The sequence below is a fragment of the Bacillus cereus group sp. N12 genome (assembly GCF_016483575.1).
GTDB lineage: Bacteria > Bacillota > Bacilli > Bacillales > Bacillaceae_G > Bacillus_A > Bacillus_A toyonensis.
Map to the genome: position 1 here is coordinate 29,501 of NZ_JAEHBO010000036.1, position 20,813 is coordinate 50,313.

Below are 20,813 nucleotides of genomic sequence, written 5' to 3' on the forward strand. Positions count from 1 at the left end.
TTTTAGGGGGCAATACTATGCCATTAATTGAACTAAATACTTGGCCAACCATGTCAACAGAAGAAAAGAAGGAATTCATTTATAATGTAACGGAACTTACAATAAAACGATTAAAAATTGTCCCTGACAAAATTCAAGTGTTAATCACGGAACTTGAGAAAGAAAATTGGGGGAAAGCTGGAGCTGTAGCAAGTGATGCTACCTTTTCTGAGAAAAGTAGGGTGTCCAATTGGGAAACAAAAGGGTCTTATGGTACACCGGATAGTAACGTTGATGGAATGGGTATCATTAAGATTGATATATGGAATACATTTGATCAAGAGACAAAGGATAAGTGGGTAAACGAACTTACACAATTAACCTCTAAATATACACATGCACCTTTGGATAAAGTGCTAATTCTTATTCGTGAAATGATTCCAGGAAACTGGGGACAAAGCGGTGTAACAGGAGCCGATAAAGACTTTCTTTCTAAAAGTCGTACATTTTAATGATTAAATAAAAAAGGCAAAAATGAACATATTTCTGTTCGTTTCTGCCTTTTTTTATTTGTCTGCGGTAATGAATATGATCTTTTACATTTTCAAGTAATATCCTCTAAAGTCACCTCTACTGGAAGAGTGTATTTCTTTATATGAAACCCTTCTTCGTTGAATGTAGATGTCAATTTTTGAGCAAAATAAGCTAGGTTATGTAAATGTTACTTTTTAGTACCTATAGTACTTTAAAGTACGTACTTTTTATTAGGATCAATATAATGCATAATAGCACATGTAAGAGAGAAACAAGCTTTACGGTACTAGTAACTAACTATGTTACTTTTAGTACCTACAGCACTTTAAAGTACGTACTGTTAATTATGTTAAATACATTTCATAATAGTATTTGTAAGAGCGGAGTGAGAAATGAGAAGTACGGTACTAAAAAGTGCCTACAGTACTTTAAAGTGCGTTCTTTAAAAAGAGAATGAAACCATTCATAATAGCGTTTGTAGAGATAAAATATATTTTTTGAAAGATAAAAGGGCCTTTTTATCGCACTATTATGATAGGAATTGTAGGGGAGAGGGGAAACTCAATTGAATTCATATACAGCATCGTCTTCAGAAGTTCAGACGAATCGAAGAAGTATATTTGCGTTATTAGCGCTAGCGATTAGTGCGTTCGGGATTGGGACAACTGAATTTGTTAGTGTCGGTTTATTACCATCTATTTCGGAAGATTTACATGTGTCGGTGACAACAGCTGGTTTAACCGTTTCTTTATATGCGTTAGGCGTAGCATTTGGTGCTCCAGTATTAACGTCGTTAACAGCTAATATGTCACGAAAAACGTTATTAATGTGGATTATGATTATTTTCATTATTGGTAACGGAATTGCAGCTGTCGCAACAAGCTTCACTGTATTACTTATTGCGAGAATTGTGTCTGCGCTTTCGCATGGTGTGTTTATGTCAATTGGTTCAACGATTGCTGCGGCACTTGTACCAGAAAATAAACGTGCTAGCGCGATTGCGATTATGTTTACTGGTGTAACAGTTGCAACTATTACAGGTGCACCAATTGGAACGTTTATCGGTCAACAATTTGGCTGGAGAACATCATTTTTAGCAATTGTGGTAATTGGAATTATTGCTTTAATCGCTAATAGTATTCTCATTCCATCTAATATGAAAAAAGGTTCGTCTGTATCATTCCGTGATCAATTTAAACTGATTACGAATGGAAGACTGTTACTTGTTTTCATCATTACTGCACTTGGATACGGCGGTACATTCGTAACATTTACGTATTTATCTCCGTTATTACAAGAAGTAACAGGATTTAAAGCTAATACGGTTACGATCATTTTATTAGTGTATGGAATCGCCATTGCGATAGGGAATGTGATTGGTGGAAAATTATCCAATCATAATCCAATTCGAGCGCTATTCTACATGTTCTTTATTCAAGCGATTATATTATTTGTTTTAACATTTACGGCACCATTTAAGGTAGCTGGGTTAATCACAATTATTTTAATGGGGCTATTCGCATTTATGAATGTTCCAGGGTTACAAGTATATGTCGTAATGTTAGCTGAACGATTTGTACCGAGTGCTGTCGATGTTGCATCGGCAATTAATATTGCAGCGTTTAATGCTGGGATTGCTCTTGGTGCTTATTTAGGCGGTATTGTAACGAACTCGTTAGGGTTAATTCATACAGCTTGGGTAGGCGGCATTATGGTAGTAGGTGCTGTTATTTTAACAGCATGGAGTATGACATTAGAAAAAAGAGATCAAGTAAAATAAAAGGAGAGAAAATAAAATGAAAAACTTACAAAATAAAACAGTATTAAATAATGGTGTAGAAATGCCTTGGTTCGGTTTAGGTGTATTTAAAGTAGAAGAAGGACCAGAACTTGTAGAAGCAATTAAATCAGCGATTAAAGCAGGATACCGTAGCATCGATACAGCTGCAATTTACGGAAATGAAACAGCTGTAGGTGAAGGAATTCGTGCCGGTATTGAAGCAACTGGTATTTCAAGAGAAGAATTATTTATTACTTCAAAAGTATGGAACGCAGATCAAGGATATGAAGAAACAATTGCTGCATACGAAGAGAGTTTAAAAAAATTAAAACTAGATTATTTAGATTTATATCTTGTTCACTGGCCTGTAGAAGGGAAATATAAAGATACGTGGAGAGCGTTAGAAACACTTTATAAAGAAAAGCGTGTACGTGCAATTGGCGTAAGTAATTTCCAAATCCATCATCTGCAAGATGTAATAAAAGACGCAGAAATTAAGCCAATGATCAACCAAGTAGAATACCATCCTCGTTTAACACAAAAAGAATTACAAGCTTTCTGTAAAGAACAAGGTATTCAAATGGAAGCATGGTCACCACTAATGCAAGGTCAATTATTAGATAATGAAACATTACAAGAAATTGCTGAGAAACATGGTAAAACAACAGCGCAAGTGATTTTACGTTGGGATCTTCAAAATGGAGTGATTACAATTCCGAAATCAACGAAAGAGAACCGCATCATTGCAAATGCTGATGTATTTAACTTTGAATTAACGAAAGAAGATATGGAAAAAATCGATGCATTAAATCAAAATCACCGCGTTGGTCCAGATCCTGATAACTTTGATTTCTAATAGAAATGAGTAAAAAGAGTGCAAATTGCACTCTTTTTTTATTTTTTATTCAATAAAATGTTTCTGTTTATATTATGACTCTTAAATTGCTTTAGGCGATCTAAAGAACTGATTAACAGTATTAAAGTTTGACATAAAATAATGCATTCTATATTATGTATGCTATAGCATGCAAATTATAATTTATTTGGAGGGGGCATATAGACTTATATGAGTTAACAGGACATCTTGTTCATCGTACTGATGTGAAGTTAACAAATGATATAATGTAAGTTTTTAATCACATATTGCGTATAAAATTTACCGTTTACATGCTATAGCATGTAAATGGAGCCTCTTAACTTGTAATGCTTAAAATTTAAATAATATAGTAGGAAATTCATGAAACGAGGAGATTTTAGCTATGGAAAAATTCATATTAGCGTTTGATAGAGAACTTGTAATTGCAGAAAGAAAAGATTCAACATGGAGTGTCCATTCGCAGTTTGTAGGTGTTAATCCAGTTGCTTTAGCTTCAGATCCATACGACCAAGAAAGAATATATTGTGGTACTTTTGATAGGGGATTATGGAGAAGTAAAGATGGAGGAAGTTCATGGGAAGTGATTGGTACGTTACCTTCCTTTGGTGAAGTGTTCCCAGCCAATGCTATTTATATGAGAGCTATTACAGCAGTTTCTGTATCTCCAGCGAAGGGTGATAACGGTAACGGGATCGTATATGTAGGAACTGAACCGAGCGCAATGTTTGTATCCAAAAATGGAGGAGACAGTTTTGAATTGCTAACGGATTATCGACAAATGCCATCGTATTCATCATGGTTCTTTCCTCAACGAACATATACACACCATGTAAAATACATTGAAATTGATGCTAATAATCCAGAAACCATTTATACGACTATTGAGGTTGGGGGATTAATTAAAAGTGTAGATGGCGGTATGACATGGACTGAGGAAAAAGAGGGGAATTATCCTCAAGATATTCACGTTCTTAAATCACATCGCAATGCACCGAATCGCTTATACGGGGTTTTAGGTGATTCATTCTTGAAAGAACCAGGTCACGAGTATGCGGAGAGCTGTGATGGAGGTAAAACTTGGAACTATATTTGTAGTGGGCTAAAGCATCATTACGCATATCAAATGGCAGTTAATCCTAATGATCCGGAAAATATTATTATTGCGACATCGTCAAATCCACACGTAGCACATGATTACAATAATGGAAATTGTGAATCATATATTTATAAGAAAGAAAAAGATCAGCCTTGGGCAGAAATGAATGCAGGTTTACCAACTCCCAAAGGCACAATCATACCAGTATTAAAGGCAACAAGTGATGGGACGTTCTATCTGTTTAGCAATAAAGGAGTGTATCAGTCAGTAGATGGTGGTTCAAATTGGGCGTCATTAGAGATTCCTTGGGAGAACAGATTTATGGAACAACATCCTTATGAGATGTTAATCATTAAATAAGTGACGGGTATAGTTTTAACTACTATTCGTTAAGAATGCTTAGCTGAATTTAAAATTAAAATGTATTAAGCCAGGTAATGTGTTATAAACGCTTCCTGGCTTTTTTATTGACTATAATAATGAGTCAATTTAACGCTATTATCTTTGGTGATTAAATTCATATTTGTGTAAATATGAAACAAACAGGATACATTAATAGAGAATGGATAAAATAGTACCGAATGATGATTAGATTTTATGAATGATGTTATAAGACGTTTTTTAGGTCAACTGAAGGAAGCAGTGTGTTTAGGTTCAGAATGATTGGTAATTGATGTTATGGAGTTCAATCATTAAAAAATGAAAGAATTTAAACGCATATTATCTTCGAGATGTATTTTTTGAAGGATATTAGAACTTAGGAGGAGATGACGTTATGACAAAAGATTTTTATACTGCACTGAAAGAAAGACGTACTTACTATGGAATTAATAAAGAGGTACAAGTATCAGATGAAAAAATTAAAGAAATCGTGGAGTTTGCTGTGAAATATACTCCATCCGCTTTCAATTCTCAAACTGCGCGAGTAGTTGTATTATTTGGTGAAGCTCATGATAAATTATGGGATATTACAACTGAAACATTAAGAAAAGTAGTTGGAGATGGAGATTTTTCAGGAACGCAACAAAAAATGGATTCCTTTAAAGCTGGTTATGGAACAGTGCTATTCTTTGAAGATGAGGCAATAGTGAAATCGCTTCAAGAAAAATTTGCTGCATATGCTGAAAACTTCCCAATTTGGTCACACCAAGCATCAGGTATGCACCAATTAGTCGTGTGGACGGGATTAGAAGCAGAGGGATTAGGGGCATCTTTACAACATTATAATCCATTAATCGACGATGAGGTAAAACAAGAATGGAATGTTCCTGCCAATTGGAAATTAATTGCACAAATGCCATTTGGTAATCCAACAGCTGCACCAGGAGAAAAAGAATTTCAACCGCTTGAAGAGCGTGTGAAATTTCATAAGTAATAAAGTGAAACTTTAATTAGTAGTGTCTTACTGTCCGCAAATAGCGAGGGAAGCTAACTGTATTGTGAAAATAAAACTGTTTCGTCAAAAAAAGTTTATTCGTTCTTTTTATTAATCGAGTATGTATGAATAAAAGGCGTTGAAAATATAATTTTAATCTTTAAAGGAACAAGGTTATCGTTTTGATCACCTTGTTTTATTTATTAAAAACGCTAAGTTTTCATAAATGCTTGAAAAACTAGCGTTTTAATCATAGGTATTTGTAATTTGATTACTTAAAACTATATACGAAAAAGCTTTTATACTATTCCTCAAGTTCTATCCATTCCTGTGACCATTCTTCTATTCCGCGAATAATAGTTTCTAAAGCAAATCCTTTTTGAGTTAAAGAATATTCTATACGAACTGGTGTCTCAGGAAAGACTTTACGTTCGACAATTCCTTCTAGTTCTAATTCTTTCAATCTTTCTGAAAGTAATCTTCCGCTAACAGGAAGAGAAGATTCAAGCGTACAAAAGCGCTGAGATCCAGAGAAAAGTTGGTAAATAATTAGTGCTGTCCATCGTTGACTAAAGAATTTCATTCCTTTTTCAAAGCGAGGGCATAATGTAGAATCATTCATTTTCCTTCACCTCCTAAAACAAATTATATAACATCTTACTATTAGTAACAAATGTTTTTATAATTAATTACTTGACGTAAATTAATTACGATTGTATACTCACTTACATAAAGTAACTAAGTTGTTTTATGTAACTGAAGTTCTTTTCTTTAAATGGCCAAAGTTGTAATGATACATATTGCATATAAGCTGAGAGAAAAAAGAATATCATCTGTAAAAACACTTACGTTGTGTAAGTTAAACAATAAAAAATATAACGATGGAAGGGAATTTTTTAGAGATTCTCTATACTTGGAGGTACTTAATGGTTACAACAGATACAATTCATATGTTAGAAGATAAAATTAAATTTATACATCAAGATGGAAAGGATATTTATTTAGTAGGTCCTATCAAATTGCCAATTAATTTATATGGGGAGACTAAAGTTTTCCAATGGTATTCTTGGTTGCAATGTAGTGAGGTTACAAATAGTGTAGAAGGAATTATTGAAAAACTTTCATCTATTAATTTAGCTGATATGCAACAATCTAGTGTGCTTGTATATGGTGATTTTGAGAATTCTGAAGATGCCCTAATTCGTATGCATAGTATTTGTCACACGGGTGATATCTTTGGTAGTAAACGTTGTGATTGTGGATTCCAATTAAAGCAGTCTTTACAAATGATTACAGAACATGGTTCAGGTGCTTTATTTTACTTAGCGAATCATGAAGGAAGAGGGATTGGCTTGTTTAGTAAAGCGATGACGTACCTCTTGCAAGAAAATGGGTTAGATACAGTAGAAGCTAATCTAAACCTAGGTTTTGAAGATGATGTTCGAAACTATGATGATACAATTGAAGTGTTAAAAGCGCTACGCTCAAAACCTGTAAAACTTATTACAAATAATCCGAAAAAATTAGAAGCGTTACAAAAAGCTGGATTAAATGTTACGAGTCGTGAACCGTTATGGGGTGATGTCTCAGAGTTTAATGAGAAATATTTGCAAACGAAGATTCAACGTTCTGGACATTTTGAAGGGGGACACTTACATGCTTGAGCATGAATTGTATATGAAGTTAGCACTAGAAAATGCCAAGGCTATGAAGGGACAAACCACTCCAAATCCACTGGTTGGATCTGTAATTGTAAATGATAATCGAATTGTAGGGATCGGAGCACATATGAAGGCCGGAGAACCACATGCCGAAATACATGCGATACGTATGGCGGGAGAACAAGCACGTGGTGGTACAATCTATGTAACTCTTGAACCTTGTTCTCATCATGGAAGAACAGGGCCTTGTGCAGAAGCAATTGTACAAGCAGGAATTAAGAGAGTAATAGTTGCTACACTTGATCCAAATCCAATTGTTTCTGGACGTGGAATTAAAATTCTGCAAGATGCTGGTATTGAAGTACTTGTAGGAGTGTGTGAAGAAGAATCTAAAAAGATGAATGAAGTCTTTAATAAATATATTATGACAAAGCGCCCATTTGTAACGATTAAATCGGGTGTTACATTAGATGGGAAAATTGCTACTTCTTTATCGGATAGTAAGTGGATCACATCTACAGAAGCAAGACAGGAAGTACACCAAATACGAAATGAAAATGCAGCTATTTTAGTAGGAGCGAATACTGTACAAAAGGATAATCCATCATTGACAACTCGTATTCCAAATGGGCGAAATCCAATTCGAGTAATTTTGGACTCAACATTACGCATACCAATGGAAGCTCACGTTGTTACAGATGGAGAAGCTCCTACCTGGATATTTACAACAAGTAATCATGCAGCGGAAAAAAGGAAGGCATTAGAAAATGCAGGAGTCAAAGTATTTGTTACTAGCGGAGAAAAGCATATAAACTTATATGAAATGCTTGATGTTTTAGGGCAAAAAGGAGTTTCCTCCCTGCTTATTGAAGGTGGTGGAGAGGTAAATGCTTCGTTTATTGAAAATGAATTGATGGATAAACTTATTTTATATTTCGCACCTAAAATTATTGGGGGCAGATTGGCGCCTAGCTTTGTAGAGGGGACTGGTATTACTAAAATGCAAGATGCAATTGAATTTAAGGATATATCATTTACCCAGGTTGGAAAAGATTATAGATTTATTGGTTATCCAGAATATCGGAAAGATGAGAAATAAGGAGAAAAAAAGCTACTTATATTTTCCGATAAATGGATTGCAGAAAGGAGCGATGGAGAGTGAAGTTTGGATTTGATATCGATGATACATTAATTGATTTGAGGCAGCATGCTTTTCATTTATATAATAAAAAATTAAACAAAAAAGTAGGATTGGATGTATTTCATTCTTTAAAAACAATTGAAATTCATGAAGCATTTGGCATGACTTCGGAGGAAGGTAGTCATATGTGGAATAGTTTGCTGGATGAGATTTATTATACTTCTTGTTCACCGTTTCCGTATGCAGTAGAGACATTGCAAGAATTAGAAAGACAGGGACATGAAATTTACTATATAACGGCGCGACCTAAAGAGCATGGAGAGCAAACAAAAAAATGGTTAATAGAAAAAGGTTTTCCGGTACATGAAGATCGCTTTTTCTATGGAATGAAGGATGAAGAAAAAATACACTTCATACAAGAAATGAAATTAAACTATTTCTTTGATGATAAGCCGGCTGTCTTAGAAACATTAATAGGAAAACCGATAAATGTGTATGCAAAAACTACTTCTTACAATCAACATCTCAATATCCCGCGTATTACAACTTGGACAGAGTTAGGAAATATTATAAAGAAAAGTATGTAAAGATTTAATTAGAAAATTAAATAGAGCCAAGAGCATATTGAGTATTACAATTTTAGAGGAAAGACATATGTCATATGTCTTTCCTCATTTTTTTTGGGATTACAGGGAATACAACATATCCATCAACTTAAGAATTTTATAACACCCAAAGCAAAGAAATGTACAATTTCGCGTGAAGTTGTACATTTCTTTGTTTTAGGCGGCACTTCAAAATGTTAGCTTGATGGGCATGGGGTACCGCCCACATTTTAACGAAAGTATATGCTAAGAAAGTTTTGACATAAAAAAGCCGATTTTTACCCAGTTAAGAGTACATCGGCTCGTTAATATTTAGCAGTAATTTCTTATCCATTTATGCATAAAGATTTTACCGTTATCGCTGCCTTTGTTAGAATCCAGTTTTACATAGGTTGCTACCAAAAATTTAAAAAAATAAATTTAATTGCTTGAAAATTCATTTAGAATGATTTATATTTGTATTAAATGATAGAATTATCTATCAAAAACAACTTTATACAAAGAAAGGTGTGATTGAGATTGTTAAACGCCCCATTGATGGGAAGCATTTAGGTGCAGCAGCATTGAAATGATTGGAAAGAAATGAGTGAGCCTTCATAATAAAGAACGCTATAACTTTATGTAGTGCTTGATAACCTTGTATTAGATTATTTGGTAAAAACATCGAAACTCATTGAAATATATTTCTGTCTAAGTTGTTATCATGTCTTGATGAAAAACGTAAAAAATAGACAAGAGAAAATCCTGGAAAACCTGTTCAGAAAGTATGGTATGAAGGCAAGCTTGTGAAGTGAATTCAAAAACAATTGGACAAAAGTGAGGTAAATAATATGACTTTTGAAGAAAAATTACAAGCATATGCAGAACTTACGGTAAAAATTGGTGTCAATATTCAACCAGGGCAATACTTATTAGTCAATACATCAGTGGATGCATTGGATTTCGTCCGTATAGTTGTGAAAGAGGCTTATAAGGCTGGGGCTGGGCGTGTTCATGTTAATTTTTCGGATGAGGAAATGGATCGTGCTTACTTTGATCATGCCTCAGATGAAGAATTTAATCGTTTCCCAGAATGGATAGTCAAAATGAATGATGAGCTGATTGAACGTAATGGCGCACTATTAATAATAGATGCTACAGACCCCGATAGATTTACAGGTATTTCAGCTGATCGTCTAGCTACCTATCAAAAGGTATCAGGAGCTGCTCTAGGAAACAATCGCAACGCCGTAATGAAGGATTTAATAGCTTGGTCGATGGTAGCAGTTCCTTCATCAAAGTGGGCATCGAAGGTGTTCCCGAATTTAGCAGCTGAGGATCAAGTACCAGCATTATGGGAGGCTATTTTTAAAGCTGTTCGTATCGGTGAAGGAAATGCGGTTGAAAAATGGCGTGAACATGTAACAAATTTAGAATCTCGTGCGGTCCTATTAAACAATAAAAAATATGCGATGCTTCACTATACAGCGCCAGGTACTGATTTAACAATTGCATTAGCGCCACAGCATAAATGGATTACTGGAGGTGGTAAAACGCCAGATGATACTATCTTTATGGCTAATATGCCGACAGAAGAGGTTTATACGTTACCGATGAAACAAGGTGTAAATGGCTATGTAAGCAATACAAAACCATTAGTTTATCAAGGGAATATTATCGACGGTTTTAAACTGACATTTGAAGAAGGAAAAATTATTAAAGCTGAAGCACAGATAGGACATGGTTTATTACAGGAGCTTATTAATGTGGATGAAGGCGCCTGCTATTTAGGTGAGGTAGCACTTGTACCACATCTATCGCCAATTTCAGCATCGGGGATTTTATATTTTAATACATTGTTTGATGAAAATGCCTCGAACCATTTAGCGATTGGTAAAGCTTATCCAACTTGCTTAGAGGGTGGAAGGGATTTAGATAACGATCAGCTTGAAACGTTAGGTGCAAATAGTTCAGTAATACATGAGGACTTTATGATTGGCAGCAGTGAGATGGACGTCGACGGTATTCTACCAGATGGAACTGTAGAGCCAATTTTCCGTAAAGGTAGCTGGGCATTTTAAGTTTTTAATTTGAAGAAAGGAGTATAGTGGATGAAACGATTATTAAGCATAATTGGTGCAACTATATAGGTGTTTCATCTGTTTTTGCTGAGACTGAAAACTACCTCTTTAATTTAGAAGTAAAATGCATTTAAAGGAGATAGGCCAATGAATTTCTGGGAAGTCGTTTTGATAGTTGTGAATTTTAGTCTATTGAGTTGGATACTGTTTGTAGCCGGGGAAACGAAAAAATGGTCTAAATTAGCTACTTTGGTTGCTATTGTAATGGTTACAGTTCAGCTATTGTCAGAAGGTTTTAGATGGCAGATGATTCCGACATATGTATCCCCAGTTATCTTAATTTTATGCTATTTATTAGCTGGACGGAAAAAGGGCTTTAGAAGCCGGGGGATATTTATAGTTAAGACTTTGTTGTTGTGCATCTATTTGTCTGTAGCAGTTGCGCTACCCTTACTTATGCCAGTATTTTCATTTGAAGAACCAACTGGTCCACATAGGGTCGGTACGAAGCTATATCATTGGATTGATCATCAAAGAAATGAACCATATTCGAAAAATCCAACTGATCGACGCGAACTGATGGTGCAAATTTGGTATCCTGCAGCTGAAAAAAGCAAGGGGGATCAAGAACCTTATATTCGTAACATAAATGAGCTCTCCAAGGGATTGGAAAAAACATTGTCTATTCCTGCATTTGCATTCAGCCACTTGGAATTGGTAAAATCTCATTCGTTTATGGATTTACAACTCTCAGACTCAGAGAATCAATATCCCATATTACTTTTCTCTCATGGTTTTAATGGTTTTCGTAATCAAAACACGTTTGAAGTTGAGGAGTTGGCTAGTCAAGGATATATTGTTCTAAGTATCGATCATACTTTTGATACTGCAGCTACCGTCTTTCCAGATGGTCGAACTGCTTACGTACAGCCCTTCAATTTAACTGATGACGAAGGGGATAGCCACATAAAATTATGGGAGGAAGATGTCACCTTTGTGCTTAATCAGATAGAGAAACTTAACCAAAACGATGAGGCCGGCTTCTTTACAGGAAGGCTTGATACCTCACGAATTGGAATGTTTGGGCACTCTTATGGTGGAGCTACCGCAGCACAAATACTTGCAAAAGATTCTCGTGTTAAAGCAGCTATCAATATGGATGGCGCTTTGTATGGGGAAATTTTACCTGAAAGTGGGATTGGAAAACCATTTCTGCTCATGAGTGCAGTAGAGCCTGATGAAGCAGATCCCGATAAAGTGAGGGAGCGATATGGACGTGGGTTAGCTGGCGGTGGTATGTCAATGGTCATTCCTCATACAGATCATACAAGCTTCACTGATTTACATTTGTTCTCCCCTCTGTTGCAGAGCCCAGGTGAAAATCCAAAGGAAGTTCATCGCGTTATCAACGAATTCAGCTTGGCATTTTTTGACCAGTATGTAAAACAGAAGGATGATGGCTCAACCCTTAAAGGGCTCATGACCAAATACCCAGAAGTGAATTTTAAAGTAAACCGATAACTTTATGCAGAAAGTACCTTCATTATAAAATATTCAGTAATTAAATGAAGTACAAATGGATTCAATAAAAGTAGAAAAATTACTGTAATTATTAATTCTTCATGAAAAAATGCTGGAAAAATTAGCAAGAAGGATAACCATATTAGTGAAAAAAATAAAAATATCACAAGGGAACATCGTGAAAAATAGCTTAAAAAACCCAGCTAATGTAATTGTTTTCTCTACTAAGAAAGCGAATCGTACCATTTCCTTTGGTTTTTGTATGTATTACATCAAAAAATTAATTTCTTCATCTTCATCTACATAATAAAAATAAAACATTCAAAGTACTATCAGTTTCAGTAATATAATTCTTTTGGAAAAGCTAAATTTAGCAGCTGGACACTTTGTTTGAGATTGTTTATCATGTTATCAAATGATATATTTATCTATCAAAAAATGACGACTTTATATAGAAAAAGGGAGAGATTGACGATGAAGAAAGACTTATCAACGTTAAAGGAAGCGAGATTTAACGCAATTCTTGATTCGGCTACTATATTACTTGTTGAAAATCCTACTGCTTCGATGAATGAAATTGCGGAATATGCGGGAATTGGCATTGCTACACTCCATCGTTACGTCGAAAGCAGAGAGAAATTGATGCTGTTCTTGGGCCATCGGGCTATACAACTTGTAAGTGATACCGTAAACCAGATCCCACTGGATGAGGAAAGAAGCGAAAACTATATTCCAGAACTCATTGAAGAGTTAATCCCTTTAGGTGACAAAATCTATTTTCTAGGTCATGATGCATCTGTATTTAACAACAAAGAATTAGGTGAAGCCGAAGAGAAGCTGAGGGAACCTATACGACGCGTTATTGAGCTGTTACAACAACGTGGTTACTTTCAGCAAACGGTTAGCAGCGAATGGATTTTGAATACGCTTTATGCCCTGATTTTCCATACTTGGGAACAAGTACATGAAGGAAATGTAGCTAAAAAATCTGCTGCAGAGCTTGTTTTAAATACATTTTATTATGGTTTCAAAGCTAAGGATGATTTGAGAAGGGAGTGAACTAATACAAATCCATGATAATTAACATCAATAATATATAAAGCGAAAAGGAGTACTGGGAAATGAATCAAATCTCTATAGTAAAGGCTGTTCAACAATCCATGGTCGGCGCCCAGCTAAATATAATGGCATTGGAATACATGGCGTTTCCACTTGCAGGATCTGAGGAGAAGAACACAGTCGAAGGGACATTTTGTAAGCTATGGCGGCAGGGGAACAACCGTTTTAGTCATCAATACGCTTATGAAGCTCAAATGGACGGGAAAACTTTAGGGATGATTACTTGCTATCCCATCCCCGTTTTAAATCGTCTTTCCTGGTCCACTTTTAAACAGCTGCTTTCATTCCGAAAGTTGGGTTTTCTTGTTTATAACATTCGGAATATCAAAATGCTTTATTCCATGATTACCTTGAAGGAGGGAGAAGATGACGAGTTTCACATCGGAACAATCGCCTTATTTCCCGAAAGTCGAGGATTGGGGATAGGTACCAGACTATTTGAGTTTGCTGAGGAACAGGCTTCCCTGCAAGGCTTTGCCAAATGCTCTCTAACAGTAAAGAAAGAGAACCAACTTGCCATTAAATTGTATCAGAGATTAGGTTACCAGATTACAAGTGAAATCAATAAACCAAAGTTATCGTTGTACAGAATGGTCAAAAACGTAGGACGTTACAACCTTTTATAAAAAATTTGTAACGTATTAGGGCAGTACTAATGGTACCGCCCCATCACTATCAAGCCAAGATTAAATAAAAATCAACTAAATTAGATTTTTTTCAAAAATTTAATATAAACTATTTGAAAAATCGCGCTAAATATTCAGAAGAATAAAAAATCTAACCTGAAATTAAACGTATATTACCTTAGCTTGATGGGCATGAGGGAATACCACCGTTTCTTTAAAGTGTGATGTGCTAGGAGTACTTCTGATAGAGAGGAAATAGAAAAATGAGCAATAAGAAAAATATTTTTAGGCTGGTCTTGTATGGAAGCGTAATTTATATATCAATGATTGGTTCCCCTGGTGCCACAATATTTGTGGATATTTTGGATGAGAAGTTCAAGAATTAATGGGGTGTGTTCATAATTATGAATTTTTGGATTCTTATTATAAAATACATTATTTAAACTTTATATTAGAATAAAAAATGATTGGAATTACTAAGAAACAGTAAGGTTGGTACAAAACTAAACATATTAATAACTATATTAAGTATTGCATGTATAGTATTATCCCTAATAGGGTTTTGGGGATTAGAAAGAGGGAAAAGTACTTCCTCTAATATGTATGAGGATAATTTACTATCAGTTGAGTGGATTGGGATTGTAGAATCTAATTTTTATCACGTTAATATGAACTTTATGGAAATAATGTTATCAAAAGATGAAAAAAGAATGAACGAATTAATAAGAGAAATGGATGGAATTCGTAAGGAAAATGATTATCTTTTAAAGCAGTTTGAGGCTAAAGAAACTTCTTGCCTTAAATGCTGCTATTGAAGCGGCACGTGCTGGAGAGAATGGGAAAGGATTCGCAGTGGTTGCCGCAGAAGTTCGAGACTTGGTTGAGCAATCTAAAGAATCTGCAAAGGAAGTTAATCATTTAATAAAATCCATTCAACAAGATACCAAAGATACAGTTAATGTTATGCAAAAAGGACAACAAAAGGCAGTAGAAGGAAAAGAAGCTGCTCACAAAGCGAAGCAAACTTTCTTGTCTATTATGAGAGATATTGATAAAATTACAGGTCAAATTCAAGAAGTATCCGCAGTGACAGAAGAGATGTCTGCTGGTACAGAAGAAGTAAATGCTTCTCTTTCGCTAGTTTCTGAAACTGCAACAGAAGTAAAGAAGGAGACTCTTCAAACAGTAAAGTCAATTCAATCACAGGCCGTATCAATTGAACAAATATCAATTCAATCCAACAAAATGAAAGAAAAGGTGGAAGAATTAACGGAACTGGTTTCGAAATTTAATATTACAGAACAAAAAGGATGAGTAAATCGTAAAAGATTAAGTACGGCTATCAGCCTAAAAATAATTGATTTTTCACGATTAAAAAGATTTTAGTAATTAATTCAATCACAAGTGTAATAACATGTAGATAAAAACACATGAAGACTTAAGGGGCTTCGTGTGTTTTTTTATTGAATAATGTATGAAATAATATTGGATCATTATACGATATTTCGGAATTTACCATTAAATATTTGTATATGCAAAATTACATACATATAATGATTGATAATCATGAATTAATGTAACTATAATAATTACACTGATAAATAACTTACTGGCCATAATTATAAGTGAGGAAGGAGAAATTTGTTTTATTGTATTTTGTATATAAAAAAAATAGAAAAGGAGATGTACAAATGAAAAGGTTACTTGTTATAGGCATCGTGTATACAATGTTTTTCCTCATAGGAAATATACACTTACATGCTGACGAACGAACAAATGTCAAAGAAATTACTAGTTTAGAAGAGCCTATGTGGATATTTCAAGCAGGAATAAGTAAGGGGAAATATCATGATCGACAAGATTTAGGATTTATTTTGCAGAGAAATACACCATTAAAGGTAAGACAAACGAATCCTAATTTTAAAGACAAATTAACAGTACGTTTATTGTCTAATGACTCAAAAAATGAAAAATCCATACAAGTAGGAAATGAATGGATTACGATTCAAGGTGATACGCCTTTAGTTCCTTTCATAGATACTCCGTATGGTGAAGAGCACGCTACACTTGAGTACCAAATAGGAAATGAAAGTGCTACTAAGCCTCTTCCCATTTATAAACAACAAGGAAGTGTATCTCAATTTTTTAGTACATGGGATCAATTTGATGGGGAGTATGCGTTAATTCAAGGGGAGAGTTTTCAATTATTTGTACCTAAAAAAGATAAAGAGTTAGTAAGATCTTTAAAAGATTTTCAATCGTTGGATGAGTTAATTGCATATTATGAGGATATTTTTGCGATGTATGATTCAATTATTGGTTTAGATGGCTCAACGGTTGAAAATAAAAAAAGTCAAAATCGTTATTTCTTAAAAGCAGATATATCCGGTGCTGGCGGTGCCTATTATGGCGCAAATTGGACAGCCAATAGTACAGATAGTACAAAGATGTGGTTAGATAAACTAAGTTGGGGAACTTTACATGAAATCGCTCATGGATACCAAGCTGGTTTTGATAATCAAGGAATATTTACAGGAGAAGTTTCTAATAATCTATTTGGTGTTCAATATCAATATAGTAAATACGGCAAAAAAGCAGATCAAGTTGGTTGGTTATTTAATTTTGGGAAGAAGGAACAGGTAGAACGGAATTTATACAATGCTTTAATGAAAGAAAATAAAAATTATGATGACTTAGATTTACGACAAAAACTTATTCTTTTAACGATGGCGAAACAAAAAGCTGGCAATGAAGCTTTTGCAAAAATGTATCAAGGTTATCGAAAACTAGCTAGTAATGCTGCTTTTAAAAAAGGTGAACATTCTTTACCAGATTTAATGAATCAGTATTATAGCGAGAATGTACAAGTTGATTTTACACCCGTTTTTGAAAGATGGGGCTTTAAGCTTAATCATAAACAAATAGAGATGAATAGGGCGAAAGGTTATCCGGCAGTTACTTCTTTAGCGTATATAGTGCCTGAATCACAATTAGCTAAGGCGAGAGCTCTAGTTGATCCCGATATTCCGATAAACTCTAACTTTGAAATAGTTACGAATCAGCAAATTGCTTCACTTAGGTTAAAAGGGAATTTGCATATCCATTTAAATACAAATGAAATAGATACATTGAAAGGAGGAAAGATTAAATTAAAAGAAGGGAATACAGTTATTCAAGAAAAAACAATTGAAACAGCAGATATCAATTTACAAGACGTACCAAATGGAATCTATACGGTTGAGATTTCAGGTGGGAAAACGGATAGTATGTACCATTTCAGTACGTATTATGCCTATGTAAAGGAAAAGGATAATAGTCTAACGATTGATGTTAACGAAATGAAAGTGAGCAATTTGGTAAATGAAACGATTCAATTCCTAGGATTAGGAGATGATCAGTTTGCCGAATTAAATACAGACTTAGAGCAAAAGCGAGCTGTTTTTACGGTTACTACTAAAACGCCTCATAGCTATTATGCAGGTGAAAAATATGCATCAATAGAGTTGTTTAATGAGAAAGGTGAAAAAATTTATACGAAGGAAATGGAAGGGACAAATGTAACGATTGTAAAAGATACCATTCCACTAAAAGAAGGATATAAAATTAAAATCTATCATGATGAAGTAAAAAAACGATTAACTAGTAAAGCTACTATTATTAATCCTATGAATAAAACAAATGAATTTATAATGACAAAATGGGGATTGAAAAATACTTATTTGCAAAATAATCCAGAAAAAAATCTTATACAAAGAATTGATGAAGAAATGGAAGCGATTATAGGCAATCCGTTTTTAAAAGAGATACCAATGCAAAAATTAGAAATGAAAAAGAATGTGTGGATGGCAATAAATATGTTATCAGAACCACAAAAAATAACGTATATAAATAAATATAAAGATAGCTTATATAATGAGTAATTTTTGAGAAATGAATTGAATCTAAAAAGTAGCAAACCAATCTATTAACCTATGTATATAGAGGTATGTAAAATCGATTGGCTATAGTTAAAATTTTTATCTAAGCTTAAAATTGTAAAATACATTTATTTAATTTAATAATACGATTACAAAGGGGTAAAAATATGAAGAATTTCGTAAAGGTAGGTTTAACTACAGGAGTGGTGTTATCGGCGATTATGCCTTATGGAGGAGTACATGCGGCAACAGAAGATTTAAAAGTGGAAACAAAGGAGGATACGTTCCGAACAGGTAATTTAACAGCACCTTCTCAAAAATCAGCAGAAAATGTAGCGAAGGATGCGCTGAAAGGGAAAACAGAACAAGCATTATCATCAAAGCAAATTAACACGGAATCAAAAGTTAATTATAATGTTACGCAAAGTCGTAAATCTTATGATGGTACTACATTGGTGCGTCTTCAACAAACATATGAAGGACGTGATGTATACGGATATCAACTAACAGCACATATTAATGATGATGGTGTCCTTACGAGTGTTTCGGGGGATAGTGCCCAAGATCTACAACAACAAGAAGATTTGAAACAACCTATTACTCTATCAGAAGAGGATGCAAAGAAGCAGCTTTTTAAAATCTATGGGGATAATCTCACATTTGTTGAAGAACCAGAAATTAAACAAGTGGTATATGTAGATGAAAATACAAATAAAGCTACAAACGCATATCAAATTACTTTTAGTGCATCTACACCTGAATATGTATCTGGTACGGTATTAATTGATGCTTTTGTTGGGGATCTATTAAAAGAACTCGTTCAAAAATTGGGTATACAAGTAGACAGCAGTATTGTTCAATCCGCAACATCAAATAAATCACAAGATCCTTCTAAATTAACAGGCACAGGAAAAGATGACTTAGGTATGAATCGTACATTTGGAATTTCACAACGAAGTGATGGAACGTACACTCTTGCAGATTATTCTCGTGGTAAGGGAATTGAAACGTATACTGCGAATTATAAAGATTATAATAATTATAGAAGAAATGTATGGGGTTATTTGGATGATTTAGTAACAAGTAATTCTACAAATTTTACAGATCCTAAAGCAGTTAGTGCACATTATTTAGCAACGAAAGTATATGATTTTTATCAAGAAAAATACAGCCGAAACAGCTTTGATAATAATGGGCAAAAAGTAATTTCTGTCGTTCATGGCTGGAATACAAATGGTAAGAATATAGGGAATCCTAAGCAGTGGTTTAATGCATTTAGCAATGGGGCTATGCTAGTATACGGAGATCCAATTGTTAGAGCATTTGATGTGGCAGGACATGAGTTTACACACGCGGTTACAAGAAATGAGTCTGGACTTGAGTACGCAGGAGAAGCTGGTGCCATTAATGAGGCTCTATCTGATATTTTAGGAGTAGCAGTTGAAAAGTATGCAAATAACGGAAAGTTCAATTGGACAATGGGGGAACAATCAGGTCGTATATTTAGAGATATGAAAAACCCATCATCTATCTCTTCTAGATATCCAGAAGATTATAGACATTATAACAATTTACCTATTGATGCTGACCATGATTATGGTGGTGTACATACGAACTCTAGCATTATTAATAAAGTAGCTTATTTAATTGCTAGTGGTGGAAATCATAATGGAGTAAACGTACATGGCATTGGAGAAGATAAAATGTTTGATATTTTTTATTATGCAAATACAGATGAATTAAATATGACTTCTGATTTTAAAGAATTAAAAGAAGCTTGTATTCGTGTAGCAACGAATTTATATGGTAAAGACTCATTAGAAGTACAAGCTGTCCAACAAGCCTTTAAAGCAGCTTATATTTAATATTATTGTGATGAATTATAAACCCTTTTATTTTAATATAATGATTGATTTGTATATGTAGACAAAAACCTTGTAGAATTTTTCTGCAAGGTTTTTTAGAATGTTATCCCGCTATTTGCCAGGCAGTAAGACCCCGCCTCAAAATTCAGCGGAAGCAAAGAAGTTAGGTGGGGGTCGGGCTGATTAAAGTTTCACTTTATGTTATATGGTTTTTAGTTAATTAGGATAAAAAATAATCCTATAACTGTATGTAAGAATGTATAATTTTACACTCTTTTTTATGATAGAAAAGGATACTACCTTAGTAAATATAAAAAGTTAGAAATTATAGTATATAGGGCACTTTTTTGTTCCTATGGAACTTTAAAGTGCGTAATTTTCTTTCTAGTTAATATAGATCATAATGGTATTTACTGGTTGGTTTTAGCTTTACTCTGCTGTTGATTTGATTTTTTAACATTACAATGATTTGAATCAGAATTATCGAGTAGATCAAAATGCTGATAAATTCGATTTCTAATTCAGTATAGAGTGCATAGCTACATAATTTTCGTTTATCCCGCATTAACGGGCAGTAAGACCCCCACCTCAAAATTCAGCGGAAGCAAAGAAGTTAGGTGGGGGATCAACTGCCCGTAAAAGCCCGATTGGTTCAAC

The 20,813-nt window shown here is 34.2% G+C and carries 16 protein-coding genes and 1 pseudogene; 16 read left to right on the forward strand and 1 reads right to left on the reverse strand.

Features of this window, described 5'->3' with window-relative positions:
• Positions 1-17 precede the first annotated feature (17 nt).
• The 5 genes from JDS92_RS17060 to JDS92_RS17080 all read left to right on the forward strand — a co-directional run bounded on the left by JDS92_RS17060 (position 18) and on the right by JDS92_RS17080 (position 5,641).
• Positions 18-491 (forward strand): tautomerase family protein, encoded by a 474-nt coding sequence (locus JDS92_RS17060; protein WP_097959812.1) that lies wholly within the window; start codon positions 18-20, stop codon positions 489-491.
• Positions 492-1,078: 587 nt separating this feature from the next.
• On the forward strand, positions 1,079-2,293 hold the full coding sequence (locus JDS92_RS17065) for an MFS transporter (RefSeq protein WP_106080645.1): 1,215 nt from the start codon (positions 1,079-1,081) through the stop codon (positions 2,291-2,293).
• 16 nt (positions 2,294-2,309) lie between these two features.
• Positions 2,310-3,149, forward strand: a complete 840-nt coding sequence (locus tag JDS92_RS17070) for an aldo/keto reductase (protein ID WP_199632194.1) — start codon at positions 2,310-2,312, stop codon at positions 3,147-3,149.
• Positions 3,150-3,552: 403 nt separating this feature from the next.
• Positions 3,553-4,626: a WD40/YVTN/BNR-like repeat-containing protein gene (locus JDS92_RS17075; protein WP_097959629.1), complete on the forward strand. Its 1,074-nt coding sequence runs from the start codon at positions 3,553-3,555 to the stop codon at positions 4,624-4,626.
• 415 nt (positions 4,627-5,041) lie between these two features.
• A complete protein-coding gene (locus tag JDS92_RS17080) occupies positions 5,042-5,641 on the forward strand; it encodes a nitroreductase family protein (RefSeq protein WP_097959630.1) in 600 nt (199 codons plus the stop codon).
• A 304-nt stretch (positions 5,642-5,945) separates the two neighbouring features.
• Here JDS92_RS17080 and JDS92_RS17085 read toward each other — a convergent pair whose 3' ends face one another.
• Positions 5,946-6,263 (reverse strand): winged helix-turn-helix transcriptional regulator, encoded by a 318-nt coding sequence (locus JDS92_RS17085; RefSeq protein ID WP_001000106.1) that lies wholly within the window; start codon positions 6,261-6,263, stop codon positions 5,946-5,948.
• A gap of 304 nt (positions 6,264-6,567) precedes the next feature.
• Between JDS92_RS17085 and JDS92_RS17090 the strand changes: the two genes are divergently transcribed.
• The 11 genes and pseudogenes from JDS92_RS17090 to JDS92_RS17135 all read left to right on the forward strand — a co-directional run bounded on the left by JDS92_RS17090 (position 6,568) and on the right by JDS92_RS17135 (position 20,156).
• Complete coding sequence (locus JDS92_RS17090) at positions 6,568-7,305, forward strand: GTP cyclohydrolase II (protein WP_097959632.1); 738 nt, start codon at positions 6,568-6,570, stop codon at positions 7,303-7,305.
• Positions 7,298-8,401, forward strand: coding sequence for a bifunctional diaminohydroxyphosphoribosylaminopyrimidine deaminase/5-amino-6-(5-phosphoribosylamino)uracil reductase RibD (gene ribD / locus JDS92_RS17095; RefSeq protein WP_199632195.1), 1,104 nt, complete (start codon positions 7,298-7,300; stop codon positions 8,399-8,401). The genes JDS92_RS17090 and ribD overlap by 8 nt, the downstream gene beginning before the upstream one ends.
• Positions 8,402-8,460: 59 nt before the next feature.
• Entirely contained in the window at positions 8,461-9,030 is a 570-nt protein-coding gene (locus JDS92_RS17100) for a 5' nucleotidase, NT5C type (RefSeq protein ID WP_000668230.1), read from the forward strand.
• 848 nt (positions 9,031-9,878) lie between these two features.
• Positions 9,879-11,108 (forward strand): aminopeptidase, encoded by a 1,230-nt coding sequence (locus tag JDS92_RS17105; protein WP_097959635.1) that lies wholly within the window; start codon positions 9,879-9,881, stop codon positions 11,106-11,108.
• Between the two features lie 147 nt (positions 11,109-11,255).
• Entirely contained in the window at positions 11,256-12,629 is a 1,374-nt protein-coding gene (locus tag JDS92_RS17110; RefSeq protein WP_098912549.1) for an alpha/beta hydrolase family protein, read from the forward strand.
• A gap of 474 nt (positions 12,630-13,103) precedes the next feature.
• Positions 13,104-13,688, forward strand: a complete 585-nt coding sequence (locus JDS92_RS17115; RefSeq protein ID WP_097959637.1) for a TetR/AcrR family transcriptional regulator — start codon at positions 13,104-13,106, stop codon at positions 13,686-13,688.
• A gap of 62 nt (positions 13,689-13,750) precedes the next feature.
• Positions 13,751-14,374 (forward strand): GNAT family N-acetyltransferase, encoded by a 624-nt coding sequence (locus tag JDS92_RS17120; protein WP_199632196.1) that lies wholly within the window; start codon positions 13,751-13,753, stop codon positions 14,372-14,374.
• 467 nt (positions 14,375-14,841) lie between these two features.
• Positions 14,842-15,189, forward strand: coding sequence for an MCP four helix bundle domain-containing protein (locus JDS92_RS31530; RefSeq protein WP_374191312.1), 348 nt, complete (start codon positions 14,842-14,844; stop codon positions 15,187-15,189).
• Positions 15,164-15,688, forward strand: a pseudogene (locus JDS92_RS31535) (methyl-accepting chemotaxis protein); the annotation flags it as partial. The gene JDS92_RS31530 and the pseudogene JDS92_RS31535, both read left to right, overlap by 26 nt.
• Before the next feature lie 377 nt (positions 15,689-16,065).
• Complete coding sequence (locus tag JDS92_RS17130; protein ID WP_098912589.1) at positions 16,066-18,294, forward strand: putative mucin/carbohydrate-binding domain-containing protein; 2,229 nt, start codon at positions 16,066-16,068, stop codon at positions 18,292-18,294.
• Positions 18,295-18,458: 164 nt separating this feature from the next.
• Positions 18,459-20,156: a M4 family metallopeptidase gene (locus tag JDS92_RS17135; protein WP_097959639.1), complete on the forward strand. Its 1,698-nt coding sequence runs from the start codon at positions 18,459-18,461 to the stop codon at positions 20,154-20,156.
• Positions 20,157-20,813: the final 657 nt, after the last annotated feature.